This window comes from Amycolatopsis sp. CA-230715 (assembly GCF_018736145.1).
GTDB lineage: Bacteria > Actinomycetota > Actinomycetes > Mycobacteriales > Pseudonocardiaceae > Amycolatopsis.
The window spans coordinates 7,494,081-7,507,892 of sequence record NZ_CP059997.1; the positions used below are offsets into that span (position 1 = coordinate 7,494,081).

The window sequence follows — 13,812 nt, forward strand, 5'->3', positions numbered from 1 at the left end:
GTGAGGCCCGGGGGCACCGCCGTACCGACACCCTGTTCAACTCTCCGGCGCGGTCCGGTGTTCCGCTACGGTGCGTGACCTCAGTCTCCTCGGCGTTCGAGGATCCCGCGGACGAAAGCCGCCTGGCCCGCGTGCTGGAGATCGTCGGAAACCACGCTGACCAGCCGTACCGCGAGCGTGACCGGCGGGGCCCACGCCTCGTCGACGACCGCGTCCAGGTCCTCGTCGGTGAGCCCGCGCAGGTAACCGACGGTCTGCTCGTGCACCGCGTCGTGGTAGTCGACGAGCAGTCCGGGGGAATCCGGCCGCACCGCGGCGACCTCGTCGCTGCTGTGCCCGTACCCGATGGCCTCCACCGGGAACGGCAGGTCGAACCGCTCGGCCCAGCCGCCGCTGGTCCACACCTGGTCGAGCCCGGCGACCTCGGCGATGTGGTCGTCCTGGACCCGCGTGAGGTGCCAGACGAGCCACGCGATCGAGTTGGCCTCGTCGTCGAGGCGCGCGGCGAGGTCGTCCGCGGACAGCGAGCGCACACTCTGGTGGACGATCTCGCGGATCCGGTCGAAGGCGTCGGTCAGCAGTTCGGCGGTGGTCGTCACGGGAAGTCCTGTTTCTCTCCGGGGATCGTTCGCGGTCGATTGTGCCCGGATTCCCGGCCGAGTTCCCGGTCAAACCGCGCACTGTCGATCGACAAGGTGCGCGCACTGCCGATCGACAGGGTTTCCCGGTGCCGCAAGCGGAATGAGCCGCGACCGCGATCTTCCTAACGTCGTTCGCATGCTCGTAACCGAAAGCCTCTACCGGGACATCGTTGACGCCGCGAACGCCGCACCGGAGTTCGTGCAAGCCTTCGCCGCCATGGCGACACAGGGCCTTCTCATCCTGCTCGCCCTGGTGTGCGCGGTGAACTTCTGGCGCGCGCGATCGGCTTCCGCGGCGGCGATGACGACCGCGGTGCTCGCCCCCGTGGTGATTACCGCGGCCTACCTCGTCAGCGAGATGGTGAAGACCCTCTGGCAGGAGGACCGCCCGTGCCGCGCGATCCGGATCATCGCGGACTGCCCCGGCTACGGCGACTGGTCCTTTCCCAGCAACCATGCGGTGATCGCGGGTGCCGCCGCGGTCGCGATCGTCTTCGCGCACCGCAGGGCCGCCTGGTTCGCGGTGCCGGTCGCGCTGCTGGCGGCCGCGTCGCGGGTGGTCGTCGGTGTGCACTACCCGCACGACGTGCTCGCCGGTCTCCTGCTCGGCGCCGTGGTGGCGACGGCGCTTCCGCTGCTGGCACGGCCGTTGACCCCGGTCATCGCCCGCCTGCGGCCGCGGCTGCCCGTGGTGCTCGGCCGAGGACCCGCCCAGGACACGCCGACCGTGCGAATCCCGCGGGTGCCCGGTCGGCGATGATGGGCGGCGTGCGCATGCTGGTCGTCTTCGCGGTCGCCGCGATCCCGGTGCTGTGGGCCGCCGTGGTGTCCGGGCCCGGCCGGTTTTCCGTGGCGGAAACGGCGTTCGCGCTCGCGGTGCTCCTCGTGCTGGCGTTCGCGGTGCCGCGGCTACCCGCGACCGCGCTCGCGATCGGGATCGCGGGCTGGGTGGGCACCTACACCGCGCACGCGTCGGCCGATGCGACGATCGCGATGGGTGCCCCCGCGCTCGGGCTCGCCGCGGCCTCCTTTCTCGCCGGTCGCGGCGCGGCGACCGGCCGCGACGGCGTGGTCGTGCTCGTACTGGGCACCGCGGCCGCGATCGCCGTACCGCTCGCCGTGCTGGGCGGCCTGGACTCGGCGCTGTCCTCCGGTGCCGGGGTCGCCGTGCTCGCCGCCGTGCCGTGGGCGGCCGGCCGCTACCGGCGCCGGTACGAGCAGCTGACCCGTGGCGGCTGGGAGCGCGCCGAGCAGCTCGAACGCGAGGCGGAACGGACGCAGGCGCGGGAACGCGCGCGGCTGGCGGGGGAGATGCACGATCTCGTCGGCCACGAGCTGGCGCTGGCCGCGTTGAGGATCGGGGCACTCGAGGTCGACACGGGTCTTTCACCGGAACACCGCGACGCGGCGAAGGGCGCGCGAGCCGCGGTCACGTCGGCGGCCGAGCGCGTGGCCGACGTGGTGCGCATCCTCCGCACCGTGCAGGATCTGCCGGTCGAACCGGTCGCCGCCGTCGTGGACGGTGCGCGGGCCTCGGGATTGTCCGTGGATCTCGTCGAGGAAGGCGAACCTCCTCGGCATCCGATCATCGCGCGCACGATCCACCGTGTCGTGGTCGAGGCGCTCACGAACGCCGCGAAGCACGCGCCGGGAAGCGAAGTCTCCGTCCGGGTGGTGCACGGCGACGACGGCACGGACCTCCGGATCAGCGACACCGGGGCCGCCGGTGGCGAAGTGCCGGTCGGTGGCCACGGGCTCGTCGGGCTCGCCGAACGCGTCGGCCTGGTCGGCGGCCGCTTCGACGCGGGCAGGACCGCTGACGGGTTCGCGGTGGTGGCGTTCGTGCCCGCCGAGCCCGCGGCGCCCGCGACGACCGGTGCCCACCGCACGCGGATGCGCCAGGAAGTCCGGCGCAGCGCGCGGCGGGCGATCGCGGTGGCCGTCGGCGTCGCGGTGGGCGTGGTGGCCGCCGTGTGCGGGTACCTGGTCTTCGACGCCGCGTCCTCGATGCTCGACCCCGCGGATTTCGCCGGGCTCACGATCGGCCAGGACGAGGCGTCCGTGTCGCGCGTGCTGCCCGGTCGCACCAGGGTCGAACCGGCCGACCCGGCGTGCCGGTACTACAGCACCCACGCGAACCCGTTCGACGAACGGCACGGCGACCTCTTCCGGCTGTGCTTCCGCGACGGCGTGCTCACCGGCAAGGACCTCCTCGTGCACCGGAGCCGGTGACCACGGGAGGATGACCGCATGATTCGCGTGCTGCTCGCCGACGACGAGGCCGTGGTCCGGATGGGCGTCCGTGCCGTGCTGGCGTCCGCGCCCGACATCGACGTGGTCGCCGAAGCGGACAACGGGCATGACGCCGTCGAGGCCGTGCGCGCTCACCGCGTCGACGTGGCCGTGCTGGACATCCGGATGCCCGGTCTCGACGGGCTCGACGCGGCGGCCGAAATCCGGCGGCTCGGCACGGAGACCGCGGTGCTCGTCCTCACCACCTTCGCCGACGATTCCTACATCACGCGCGCGCTGGGCGAGGGCGCCGGTGGTTTCGTGCTGAAGACCGGTGACCCGAACGAGATCGTCGCCGGGGTGCGCGCTGTCGCGGCTGGCGCGGCGTACCTTTCCCCGCTGGTCGCGCGCCGTGTCGTGGACCGGCTCGCGGACCGTCCACAAGCGACCGAAGGGCTCGCCGATCTGACCGCGAGGGAGCGGGAAGTACTCGGGCTGCTCGGCGCCGGTCTGTCCAATGTGGAGATCGCGGACCGGATCAACGTGGTCGAAGGAACCGTCAAGGTCTACGTCAGCGCGATCCTGCGACGGCTCGGGGTGCGCAACCGGGTGCGCGCCGCGATCGTCGCCTACGAGGCGGGGCTGATCCCGAAAGAGCCGTGACGCCTCACTCGAAACGGCTCGTGTCACCTGCGCCGCGGCGGACGATTTCCGGTTCGTCGGTGGAGAAGTCGATGACGGTGGTGGGCTCGGTGCCGCAGTCGCCGGAGTCGATGACGGCGTCGAGCGAGTGGTCGAGCAGGTCCTTGATCTCCCAGCCCTGGGTCATCGGCTCTTCCTCGTCTGGCATGAGCAGCGTGCTGGACAGCATCGGCTCGCCGAGTTCGGACAGCAGCGCCTGCGTGACGACGTGGTCGGGGATGCGCACGCCGACGGTCTTCTTCTTCGGGTGCAGCAGCCGCCTCGGCACCTCCTTCGTCGCGGGCAGGATGAAGGTGTAGCTGCCGGGGGTGGACGCCTTGATCGCGCGGAACACCGCGTTGTCGACGTGCACGAACTGGCCGAGCTGGGCGAAGTCCTGGCACACCAGGGTGAAGTGGTGCCGGTCGTCGAGGCGCCGGATGGTGCGGATGCGGTCGATGCCGTCCTTGTTGCCCAGCTGGCAGCCCAGCGCGAAGCACGAGTCCGTCGGGTAGGCGATCAGGCCGCCGCCGCGCACGATCTCGACCACCTGCCCGATCGAACGCCGCTGCGGGTTGTCCGGGTGCACATCGAAGTACTTCGCCATGAACGCACCTTAGGAGCCCCGCCGGTGCGCCCCCCGCACCGGCCCCGGCGTGGCGTGCGCCGGGGCCGATGCTCGCCCGTGCCCTCGCACCGGGCGTGTCGTGAGAATCAGCCGAGCGAGAGGGTCAGGTCGAGCCGCATGCCTTCCGTCAGGACGACCGGCCACGGGAAGCGGATCACCACGCGGGTCCCGGTCACGCCCTCGCTCGTTTCGAACGCCGGTTTCGACGCGGTCAGCGCGGAGTCGACGGTGCCCGCGAGCGCGATGTCGTCCGGTTCGCCCGGCACTTCCAGCGCCAGCGTCGACAACCGGACCCTGCCGTACCTGACCTCGATCGTGCTCGTCTGCCAAGGGCCGTGGCGGCGCTGCCCGTACAGGCCCCAGCCCTCGGCCGCGGTGAACGCGCCGCGGAAGTTCTCCGGCGTGATCCTCGGCGCGAACCCGAGGTGCCCACGCGGCCCGTGGTGCTCGTACCCGCACGCCGCCAGGTAGGTGCCGAAGCTCATCATGGCCCTGACGTAGTGGTCGCTGCACTCGACTTCGTTGTACGGATTGCGTTTTTCGCCGTGGTAGCGGTTGTCGACGGCTTTGGTCACCGCCAGTGCTTCGGTGGTCATGCCCTCGGCGAACAGGTGGGCGGCGAACTGGTACTCCTGGCCCGTCCACACCTCGTTGAAGTATCCGACCGGTCCGTCCTTCCCCGACTCGGTCGACCCGCCGTGGGGCCAGGTGCACATGAGCGTGCCGGGTTCGCCCTTGGTCGCGTACACCCGCCCGATCGGGATGCCCGGCGGACGGTACCCGGCGGGATCGGGCACGAAGTTGTTCCGGAACACGCTGCGCAGGGCGGTCTTCGCCTTGTCCGCGTCGAAGACGCGCGGGAGCCCGAGCTGGGCGGCGAAGGTCTGGCCGTACATCTGGTCGATGTAGCAGCCGCGGTTGGAGTTCACCGCGGTCGGGTGGTTCGGGTCGACCTTCTGCACGAAGTAGCCGTACTCGTCGTCCCACAGCTCGTCGGCGAGGTACTCCGCGCCGCGATCGGCGAGCCCGCCGTACCGCCGCGCGGCCGCGCGGTCACCCACCTCGTCGGCCATCGCCGAGGCCGCGCGCAGCGCCGCGACGTAGAGACCGCTGATCCACGGGATCTCACCGAACCACTGCGCGTCGAGCGTGTTCCACTGGCTGCCCTCGAAGATCCCGTTGGGATCGCTGCCGTCCTGCTTGACGAGCCAGTCGACGGCCTTGCGCACCTGCGGCCAGTTGCGGCGCAGGAAGGCGCCGTCCGGCGACATCTGGTGCTCGCGGTAGATGCGCAGGACGATGCCGCACTGCCCGTCGGCGAACCAGCCGTCGGTGTTCTCGCCGCGGTTCTTGATCTCACCGGTGGGCAGCATGGCGATCCCGAGATCCACCCGCTGCCGGGTGTCCCGTTCCAGGTCGGGGAACAGCCTCGCCACCGACTGCGCGTAGTTCCAGACGTGCGTGCAGGTGCCGCCGCAGCAGTAGATGCCTTCGTTGGCGTAGAAGCGGCCGTTGTCGAACCGGTAGCAGGTGTTCGTGGCCAAAGTGGACGCCGTGGAGAGCGTGCGCTCCAGGAACCAGCGCGGCATCGTCGAGTCCTCGTACCAGGTCTGGACCCATTTGCGCGTACCGGATTCGAGCCGGTCTCGCTCGCGAGCGAGGTAGGAGAGCACGTCGCGGGCGGAGCCGAACCTGCTCGCGTAGTGGTGCTTCAGCTTGTCGGCGTCCTTCAGCCAGCCGAAGTTGTACTGGTCGATGATCGGGAAGTACCAGCCGAAGGCGAACCGGACCGTGCGGGACTGGCCGGGCGAGAGCGTGAACGGCACCGTCACCGAACCGTCCACATCGGACGCGCGAACGCTCGCGGCGTCTTCCAGCGCGGCGAGGGAGAACGTGCCGAGATCGGTCCACGACTCGACGGGCTTCCTGCGGATGGCGCGGTCGCTGAACAGGATCTTGCCGACGTTGACGTGACCCCACCCGCCGGTGGCGGTGTCGACGACCTCGATGTGCGCGGTCTTCCCTGCCCAGAGGTGGAGATCGGCGGACCGGGCGGCGAGGGCTTCGCGGTTGCTGCCGGTGAGCGCGGCGACCACCTGGCCGTCGACCACGACGTTCACGCAGGTCCCGGTGCGGTCGCTGCCGCCACCGACCCACAGGGTCACGAACCGCCGGTCGATCGTGAACGGCTTGCTGGTGAGCTTGCCGGTGTGCCGGTCGGCCTCCACCGAGCCGCCGCCGGCCCGGTAGTTGTGGGAGGTGACGAAGTAGGTGCCGGAGACGTTGAGGTCGGCGGGGTTGTGGAAGTAGTCCGGGGTGTCCTGCGGCCGGACGGGACTGTCGCCGAACGCGTCGCCGGTGACGGTCCAGCCCTCGTAGGTGCCCTTTTCCCAGTCCTCGAACACGATGTCGGCCGAGTCGGTGAACACGATCGCGTCCACGTTGACGTGTCCCCAGCCCTCGGAGGACGCGTCGACGATCTCGATGGCGGCGCGCTTGCCGAGGTGTGCGCCCACGTCGAGCATCGCGGGCACCATCGGTTCGCTGTTCGCCCCGGTCGCGCTCGCCACCACCTGACCGTCGACGAGCACGTTCAGGCAGGTCTTGCCGGGGTGGGCGCCACCACCGATCGAGGCCGCGACGTACCGGCGCTCGATGGTGAACTCCTTGCTGCGCAACGATCCCTGCGCCGCGTCGCGCTTGCCGGTGCGCAGGTCGAACGAGGTGACGAACCGGGTGCCGGAGACGTTGAGATCACCGAAGCGCCGCATTTCCCCCGGCAGGTCCTGTGCCCGGACCGGGCCGGTGCCGAACGCGTCGCCGGTGACCGTCCAGCCTTCGTAGGTCGTCTTTTCCCAGTCCTCGAACACGATGTCGGTGCTGTTCTGCCGCTCCTCGCTCGCGGAGAACTCGACGCCGCGGACACCACGGCCCCCGTACCGCTCGCCGTGCAGCGCGACCGGCTGCTCCCGCCGGGTATCAAGGCACACCGGGTTTTCCGAGCTGCCGGTCAGTTCGACCCTGATCCGGTCGCGCGAGGAGTTCCGGACGGTGAACGCGAGCACGGTCGCGGGCAGCGTGGAATCGTTGGTGGACAACGGGATGAACGGGGAGAACGCCTCGCAGACGACCTCCACCGGGCTGTCCGGCGCGCGATAGGTCGTGGTGCCGATCGGATACCTGCCGGTGAACCGCGTATCGGCGAACCCGTCCGAGTCCAGTGTCCTGGTGCGGTCCCTGCCGCGGGCGGTGGTGCGGATCGTGAAGCCCTGGTGGAACGGGGCGGTGGTGGACAGCGGGTACGCGTAGTGCGGTCCGTCGCCGCTGGCGCCGCCGAGCGGGTAGGCGGACGGGTTGAGGATGTCCCACGCCCAGAGCCTGCCGTCGCCCGCCAGGTAAACCTGACCACTGCAGGCGCCGCCGACCGGCATGCCGATCCTGCGCAGCGCCGCCCCGGAGTACTCGGTTGGCGTGCCGCGCGAAAGCAGTGCGTTCACCGCGTCGGGCGTGAGGTTCTTGTCCTCGGGGACGGTGACGAGCCGCGTTTCGTCGAGGCCGAGCGCCTCGGCGACACCGGGCCGGATGGTGAGCAGACCGAGCCCGGCTGCGCCGAGCGAAAGGAAGGTGCGGCGGGAAGGACCCGGCTCGCAGGAGCCGTCAGGGCAGCACGAATCGGACACGGGAGCCTCCACGCTGAGGCCAGCCGAGTAGCTACTGGCGGGTTGAGTAATCGATTACTCATGACGGTAATCAGGGCTGCTTGATCCGTCCATACGCCGAATGGCCCAGTTCCGCACCCGTGGCGGGTGGCGCCCCCGCGCGCCACCCGCCGGTGGATCAGTCGTGCTCCATCTCGAGCACCGCGCCGGTCGCCTGCGAGACGTCGACCTCGATCCGGCCCTGCTTGCTGTTGCGGACCTCGACCTCCCAGCTCGGTTCGCCCTTCGCGGTGTCGGGTTCGACGTTGAGCACCTCGCCGCCGTACTGGCCGGTGACGATCTTGCCCGCCTGGTCGGTCGAAATCTTCGGTGCCGTGGTCGATCCCGGCGTGCCGGAGCCGGGCTGCGGTGCGGCGGGCGGTGCCGGTGCGGCCGGTGGCGCCGGGGGCGAGGGCGGTGTCGGTGCGTCGTTGCCGCACGCGGCCAGTCCGAGTGCCAGTCCCAGTGCGACGGTGGCGGTGGTGATTCCGGCTGTCGTGCGGTGCATGGTCGCGGGCTCCAGTCTCAGGTTGCGTTCCGAACGGTTTCACCGTCTCTCACGCGCGCGGCCGCCGCATCGGTGAGACCCCTGAGGGTGACCCGTGGAGCGACCCCGAAGTGTGCCTCAGGGTGAGCGTTCGGATCCGGCCCGTAAGCCTCCGAGCAGGGCATTTGGCGGACAGTTGGTGAAACGGCAACGGCAATACCTGTCTCAATGAGAGCTTTGATGCTTTATGTCCGAATTATTGATGGAAACGACGCACATCGAATAGCCCGTGAGCCAGCGAAACCGAGTCGGAGGCGGTTAGGGTCACACCCCTGTTCATCCCAAGTGGCACGCATCCAGGAGGTCAGTGCGCGATATGGAAGAGGCGGCGGTGTCGAGGCCAACCGTGGACGAACGGACCCTCAGAAGGGCTGTTATCGCATCCGCGATGGGCAATGCGACCGAGTGGTACGACTACGGCGTGTTCACCTCCGGTGTCGTGCTGACGACGATCGGATCGGTGTTCTTCCCGGAAGGAACCCAAGCCGCGGCCGTGCTGAAGGGGCTGGCGCTGGTAGCGGTCGGCTTCATCGTGCGCCCGTTCGGCGGTGCGTTCTTCGGGCCGTTGGGCGACAAGCTCGGCAGGCAAAAGGTCCTCGCGATGACCATCCTGCTGATGTCCGGCTGCACCTTCCTCGTCGGCTGCCTCCCGAGCTACGACAGCATCGGTATCGGTGCCCCGATCCTGCTGCTCCTGCTGCGCATGATCCAAGGCTTCTCGACCGGCGGTGAATACGGCGGCGCGGCGACGTTCATCGCCGAATACGCGCCGACGAAACGGCGGGGGTTCTGGGGCAGCTTCCTCGAAATGGGCACGCTGGCCGGATACGTCCTCGGCAACACGGTGGTGCTCGTCGCGGCGTTGGCGCTGTCCACCGAACAACTCGAGTCGTGGGGCTGGCGAATTCCGTTCTTCATCGCGCTGCCGCTCGGCCTCGTCGGGCTCTACCTGCGGTCGAAGCTCGAGGACACGCCGGAATTCCGGCGGCTCGACGCGGCGGGGGAGAAGGCGGAGAAGGCGCCCCTCAAGGAGACCTTCGCGCGCAACTGGCGGATGATCCTCAACCTCATCGGCATCGTGTTGCTGCTCAACATCGCGGACTACATGCTGCTGACGACGATGCCGTCGTACTTCACCAGCACGCTGAAGATCGACGACAACACCGCGACGCTGATCGTGATCGGGGTCGAGCTGTTCCAGATCCTGCTGATCGCGCCGCTCGGTGCGCTGTCGGACCGGATCGGCCGGAAACCGTTGCTGCTCACCGCTGCCATCGGGTTCGCGGTACTGAGCTGGCCGTCGTTCAAGCTGATGCAGACCGGCAGCATCGCGCTGCTGATCGTCGGGTTCCTGATCGTGGCCACCCTGCTGGTGTTCATGCTCGCGGTGATCGGGTCCACGTTCCCCGCGATGTTTCCGACCAGGGTCCGGTACGGCTCGTTCGCGATCGGGTACAACCTGTCCACGTCGATCTTCGGTGGCACCTGCGGGGTGATCGTGACCGCGCTCATCCAGGGCACCGGCGACAAGGACTGGCCCGCGTACTACCTGATCGTCGCGGCGCTCATCGCGATCGTGCCGATCATCAAGATCCCGGAGACCTCGGGCGTCCCGATCGAACAGATCGACGACACCGCTCCGGACGCGAAGAAGGCCGCCGTCTGACGACGGCGACCTGAAAGTTCGACTCGGTTGGGCAGTGGCCGGCGGTCAAGGATGCCGTCGGCCCACTGCCGAACTTCGGTGTTACTGCACTTCGGTGTTACGGAGCGACGACCTCCGCCGGGGCGGCGGTGGCGGCCTGGGAAGCGACGTGGCGCCGGATCCACGCCGTCAGACCAGCGGCCACACCCACTGCCACCGCGGTCTCGATCGCCAACGCAGCGAACAGCATTTGCTTCCTCCTCGTAAGAGTCTCGGTTGGATTCCGACTCCCGGATCCACCCTGCATATCGCCGGAGGAGTCGTTAGTATTTCGCCCCTACAGCCCTGATACGGGTGATGTCCAACACCCTCCTCAAGGCCGTGCTAACGGCGTCTTTCCCCAGGGTTTGAAGACGGACAGCACGGTGCATGTGGTGTACATCGTGAGTGAGACGCAGCCCGAGCCGAGTAGTGCGCTCACCCCGGAGCTGCCGATGTCGGCGAGCTGGTCCGGCGGGGTGGCGTCCACCACGGCGGAGAAGTTCGCGTACCCGGGGACGAGTGAGAACGGGATCAGCACCAGCGCGATCGTGGTGAGCACCAGTTTCACCAGCACCCACCAGTAGCGCACCAGGCCCCACTTCGTGATCAGGCCCAGTGTCACCCCGCTCAGGAAAGCGAGCAGGCTGAGCGGGATCAGCGCCAGTTCGCCGAGCACCACCAGCACGCGGAGGATCGCGTGCTGGAGCTCAGGACGATCGGTGACCAGCGCCGTGACACCGAGCGTCAGGTCACCGATCGTCACCCCCAGCCAGCCGACCGAGAAGATCACGTGCGCGGTGGTCGTGGTACGGCGGAACCCGCGGGAGGCCAGGAGGCCCTTGCCGGATTCCGCCGCGGTCCGCTGACGGACCTCGCCACCTTTGCCCATGATGCGCGCTCCTCGGTCGTCCTCGTTCGGTACGCGTTCATCGTGGCCGGGCAGGCCGGGGGTGCGCGTCCGACGACGAGCGGCAGAGTGCTTACGCCCGTGGACGTAGGGGATCTACGCCACGGTCCTGAGCATCCCGCCGTCGACCACGTAGTCGGCGCCGGTGATGTTGGAAGCCTTGTCCGAAGCCAGGAACGCGACCACGGCCGCCACTTCGGCCGGCTCGCCGACCCGGCCGCTCGGGATCGACATCGACTCGGGGACCAGCCGGTCCATGACCTCCTCGGCGGTGACACCCGCCTGCGCGGCCATCATGTGCGCGAACCCGCCCTCGTCCATCCACAGTGGAGTGCGGACCGGGCCCGGCGACACGGTGTTGACCCGGATGCCCTGCGGCGCCAGCTCGTCCGCCAGCGCCTTGCCGAAGTTCGCGAGCGCCGCCTTCGCCGCGCTGTACGGCGCGATCATCCCCGCGGGCATCCGCGAGTTCACCGATCCCACCGTCACGATGTTCGCGCCGGATTTGCCCGCCAGCAGCGGAACCGCGGCCCGTACCGCGCGCACCGCGCTGAACAGGGTGATGTCGAAGATCCGGTACCACTGCTCGTCGGTGAAGGTCGCCGCCGACGCACCAGGCTCGCTCGCGCCGACGTTGTTGACGAGGATGTCCAGACCACCGGCCGCCGCGATCAGTTCGGCTGGCCCTTCCGCCGTGGCGAGGTCCACCTCGACCGCCGTCACGTCGTGCTCCGCGCAGAGCTTTTCCAAACCTTCGCTCGAACCACGCGAGCCGACGACCACCCGCGCGCCTTCCTCCGCCAGCGCCCGCGCCACCGCGAGCCCGATCCCCTTGCTGCCACCCGTAACCACCGCTGTCCTGTGCTGAAGCATGAGTTCCATGCCGCAAAGCCTGCCGTGGCACCGAATCCCGCGCTGGCGGCAATCGGACTGTGTTGTCTATCGGTCGTCAAAATTTGCGCTGCCGGGGGCGCGGCTCCCAGCTCGACCCGCCGGTTGGTCGCGTCGGCGCCCCCGCCATCGCAAATTTAGAGGGCCCTGGGGGCCCTGCGACCGACTGCACGCTCCCGCCGCGCGGGGCGCGTCGGATCGCCGGTGGGTGGCTGGGTTTTGCATGGCCGCGCCTTCGGCGCGGACCTCGCGGCACTCGGAGGTAGGTGGGCGAGTGTGCAGAAGGGAAGTGGGTGGGCGAGTGTGGAGAAGGCTGTGCGGCCGTGCGGGCGGGTGGGCGGTTGACACCACACCGGGCCGGCATGACCCCCATCGCGCCGGACCGGTGTGGTGTCAACCGGGTCTTCGTGATCTTGACTTCGCGACTCCGACGAAGCCTCACCCGCATCGGTTCCCCGGTGTGCCAATGATTTTGGGTGGATTCCGATCGTGGCTCCTCGCGCTGCGGGGCGATCGTGCTCCCGCGCCGGGTGGATGCCGGGGCCGTGGCTGGTGTACGGTTATGGCAACCACATGGTTGCAATGGAGGTCGTGATGACGGTGCCCGATCGGATCGAGCGGCAGATCGAACTCGCCCACCGGCCGGAGGCGGTGTGGGCGGCGCTGACCACCGCGGAAGGGCTCGGCGGCTGGTTCGGTTCCGAGGCCGACGTGGATCTGCGACCCGGCGGCGAGGCGCACGTCCGCTGGGGCGACGAGCATTCGGCCACGCTGTGGATCCAGGTCGTCGAGCCGCCGAGCCGGTTCGCCTACACCTGGGCGATCTACGGGCTTCCCGAGAGCGACCCGCGCCGGACCTACGTCGAGTTCACCCTGGTCCCCGATGGCGACGGCACCCGGTTGACGGTGGTGGAGACCGGTTTCGCGCAGCTGCCGGACGAGCTGAAGGCCACCTACGACGGGAACGTGTCCGGCTGGCGCAAGGAACTGGGCGAGCTGGTGGACTACCTCGATGCCGCCTGAGGACGACGCGGAAGCGGTCGCGGCGGCGGTGTTCGCCGCGCTCGCCGACCCCACCCGGCGCGCGCTGCTCGCCGAGCTGGCGAGCCGCGGTCCCGCCACCGCGACCGATCTCGCGGCACGCTTGCCGATTTCGAGGCAGGCGATCGCCAAGCACCTCGCGCTCCTCTCGGACGCTGGTCTGGTCCACGCGGAGCAGGGCGAGCGCCGCCGCGTGCGGTTCCACCTCCGCTCGGCGCCGATGGCAGTGGCGCAGTCCTTCCTCGCCGCGCTCGCCCGCGACTGGGATCGGAACCTGTCCTCGCTCGCGGACTACCTCGGTGCCCGACCGTCCGATTCGGACTGATGTGGTTCGATCGGGCGGTGCTCGTGTTTCGGTCGATCGCGTTGTTCGTGCTCGCGGCGGTACTGGAGATCGGTGGCGCCTGGCTCGTGTGGCAGGGGCTGCGCGAGCATCGGGGCTGGTTCTGGATCGGTGGCGGCGTGGTGGCGCTCGGGCTCTACGGCGTCGTCGCCACGCTGCAGCCGGACGCCCAGTTCGGCCGCATCCTCGCCGGGTACGGCGGCGTGTTCGTCGCGGGATCGCTGGTGTGGGGCATGGTCGCCGACGGCTACCGCCCCGACCGGTTCGACGTGCTCGGCGCGCTGATCTGCCTCGCGGGCGTGGCCGTGATCATGTACGCGCCTCGCGGGTGAGGTCGGCCCGCCGGTACTGCTCGCGCGCCCCGGGCAGACCGAGCCGCCAGATCCGGCGCCACACCCAGCCGGGCAGGACCCTGCTGCGCTCCTCGCGCGCCACCGATCCCCTGCGGTGCTCGGCGACCTCGACCTGGGCGGGGTGCCGGACCAGGCCGGTCACCGACACTACCGGTCTCTCGGG

At 69.6% G+C, this 13,812-nt stretch carries 14 protein-coding genes; 7 read left to right on the plus strand and 7 right to left on the minus strand.

The genetic code is table 11. The features are described from left to right. Positions 1-80: 80 nt before the first annotated feature. Positions 81-599 (minus strand): mycothiol transferase, encoded by a 519-nt coding sequence (locus HUW46_RS35675; protein WP_254125214.1) that lies wholly within the window; start codon positions 597-599, stop codon positions 81-83. 178 nt (positions 600-777) lie between these two features. On the opposite strand from HUW46_RS35675, the gene HUW46_RS35680 reads away from it, so the two are divergent. The 3 genes from HUW46_RS35680 to HUW46_RS35690 are packed head-to-tail and all read left to right on the plus strand — an operon-like array spanning position 778 to position 3,536. Next, positions 778-1,401: a phosphatase PAP2 family protein gene (locus HUW46_RS35680; RefSeq protein ID WP_215543126.1), complete on the plus strand. Its 624-nt coding sequence runs from the start codon at positions 778-780 to the stop codon at positions 1,399-1,401. A 14-nt stretch (positions 1,402-1,415) separates the two neighbouring features. After that, positions 1,416-2,873, plus strand: a complete 1,458-nt coding sequence (locus HUW46_RS35685) for a sensor histidine kinase (RefSeq protein WP_254126678.1) — start codon at positions 1,416-1,418, stop codon at positions 2,871-2,873. 18 nt (positions 2,874-2,891) lie between these two features. Then, on the plus strand, positions 2,892-3,536 hold the full coding sequence (locus HUW46_RS35690) for a response regulator transcription factor (RefSeq protein ID WP_215543128.1): 645 nt from the start codon (positions 2,892-2,894) through the stop codon (positions 3,534-3,536). Between the two features lie 4 nt (positions 3,537-3,540). Here the strand turns inward: HUW46_RS35690 and HUW46_RS35695 are convergent, their stop codons facing one another. The 3 genes from HUW46_RS35695 to HUW46_RS35705 form a co-directional block, all read right to left on the minus strand. Continuing rightward, positions 3,541-4,161, minus strand: a complete 621-nt coding sequence (locus tag HUW46_RS35695; RefSeq protein WP_215543129.1) for an L-threonylcarbamoyladenylate synthase — start codon at positions 4,159-4,161, stop codon at positions 3,541-3,543. Positions 4,162-4,268: 107 nt separating this feature from the next. After that, positions 4,269-7,862 carry a GH116 family glycosyl hydrolase gene (locus tag HUW46_RS35700; RefSeq protein ID WP_254125216.1) on the minus strand — a complete coding sequence of 1,198 codons (3,594 nt, stop codon included), beginning with the start codon at positions 7,860-7,862 and terminating at the stop codon, positions 4,269-4,271. 157 nt (positions 7,863-8,019) lie between these two features. Continuing rightward, the gene (locus HUW46_RS35705; protein ID WP_215543131.1) at positions 8,020-8,388 is read right to left on the minus strand and encodes a PepSY domain-containing protein; all 369 of its coding nucleotides are present in this window, start codon (positions 8,386-8,388) and stop codon (positions 8,020-8,022) included. A 427-nt stretch (positions 8,389-8,815) separates the two neighbouring features. On the opposite strand from HUW46_RS35705, the gene HUW46_RS35710 reads away from it, so the two are divergent. Continuing rightward, positions 8,816-10,093 (plus strand): MFS transporter, encoded by a 1,278-nt coding sequence (locus tag HUW46_RS35710; protein WP_254125218.1) that lies wholly within the window; start codon positions 8,816-8,818, stop codon positions 10,091-10,093. Between the two features lie 352 nt (positions 10,094-10,445). On the opposite strand, the gene HUW46_RS35715 is transcribed toward HUW46_RS35710, so the two are convergent. Together HUW46_RS35715 and HUW46_RS35720 are read right to left on the minus strand one after the other, a co-directional pair. Then, the gene (locus HUW46_RS35715) at positions 10,446-11,003 is read right to left on the minus strand and encodes a hypothetical protein (protein ID WP_215543133.1); all 558 of its coding nucleotides are present in this window, start codon (positions 11,001-11,003) and stop codon (positions 10,446-10,448) included. A gap of 114 nt (positions 11,004-11,117) precedes the next feature. Beyond that, positions 11,118-11,903, minus strand: a complete 786-nt coding sequence (locus HUW46_RS35720; protein ID WP_215543134.1) for an SDR family NAD(P)-dependent oxidoreductase — start codon at positions 11,901-11,903, stop codon at positions 11,118-11,120. A gap of 603 nt (positions 11,904-12,506) precedes the next feature. On the opposite strand from HUW46_RS35720, the gene HUW46_RS35725 reads away from it, so the two are divergent. Genes HUW46_RS35725 through HUW46_RS35735 form a run of 3 tightly spaced genes read left to right on the plus strand, consistent with a single transcriptional unit; the run spans position 12,507 to position 13,628 of the window. Next, positions 12,507-12,935 carry an SRPBCC domain-containing protein gene (locus HUW46_RS35725; RefSeq protein WP_215543135.1) on the plus strand — a complete coding sequence of 143 codons (429 nt, stop codon included), beginning with the start codon at positions 12,507-12,509 and terminating at the stop codon, positions 12,933-12,935. Further along, the gene (locus tag HUW46_RS35730) at positions 12,925-13,278 is read left to right on the plus strand and encodes an ArsR/SmtB family transcription factor (protein WP_215543136.1); all 354 of its coding nucleotides are present in this window, start codon (positions 12,925-12,927) and stop codon (positions 13,276-13,278) included. Before HUW46_RS35725 ends, HUW46_RS35730 begins: the two co-directional genes overlap by 11 nt. Positions 13,279-13,295: 17 nt before the next feature. Continuing rightward, entirely contained in the window at positions 13,296-13,628 is a 333-nt protein-coding gene (locus HUW46_RS35735; RefSeq protein ID WP_215543137.1) for a YnfA family protein, read from the plus strand. Here the strand turns inward: HUW46_RS35735 and HUW46_RS35740 are convergent. Next, complete coding sequence (locus HUW46_RS35740) at positions 13,606-13,791, minus strand: hypothetical protein (RefSeq protein WP_215543138.1); 186 nt, start codon at positions 13,789-13,791, stop codon at positions 13,606-13,608. The genes HUW46_RS35735 and HUW46_RS35740 overlap by 23 nt on opposite strands. Positions 13,792-13,812 lie beyond the last annotated feature (21 nt).

Bases quoted from the DNA above. Each gene is read 5' to 3' on its own strand.
- HUW46_RS35705 (WP_215543131.1), bottom strand. From the start codon at position 8,388: ATGCACCGCACGACAGCCGGAATCACCACCGCCACCGTCGCACTGGGA.
- HUW46_RS35695 (WP_215543129.1), bottom strand. From the start codon at position 4,161: ATGGCGAAGTACTTCGATGTGCACCCGGACAACCCGCAGCGGCGTTCG.
- HUW46_RS35710 (WP_254125218.1), top strand. From the start codon at position 8,816: ATGGGCAATGCGACCGAGTGGTACGACTACGGCGTGTTCACCTCCGGT.
- HUW46_RS35715 (WP_215543133.1), bottom strand. From the start codon at position 11,003: ATGGGCAAAGGTGGCGAGGTCCGTCAGCGGACCGCGGCGGAATCCGGC.
- HUW46_RS35725 (WP_215543135.1), top strand. From the start codon at position 12,507: ATGACGGTGCCCGATCGGATCGAGCGGCAGATCGAACTCGCCCACCGG.
- HUW46_RS35680 (WP_215543126.1), top strand. From the start codon at position 778: ATGCTCGTAACCGAAAGCCTCTACCGGGACATCGTTGACGCCGCGAAC.
- HUW46_RS35720 (WP_215543134.1), bottom strand. From the start codon at position 11,903: ATGGAACTCATGCTTCAGCACAGGACAGCGGTGGTTACGGGTGGCAGC.
- HUW46_RS35685 (WP_254126678.1), top strand. From the start codon at position 1,416: ATGCTGGTCGTCTTCGCGGTCGCCGCGATCCCGGTGCTGTGGGCCGCC.
- HUW46_RS35730 (WP_215543136.1), top strand. From the start codon at position 12,925: ATGCCGCCTGAGGACGACGCGGAAGCGGTCGCGGCGGCGGTGTTCGCC.
- HUW46_RS35690 (WP_215543128.1), top strand. From the start codon at position 2,892: ATGATTCGCGTGCTGCTCGCCGACGACGAGGCCGTGGTCCGGATGGGC.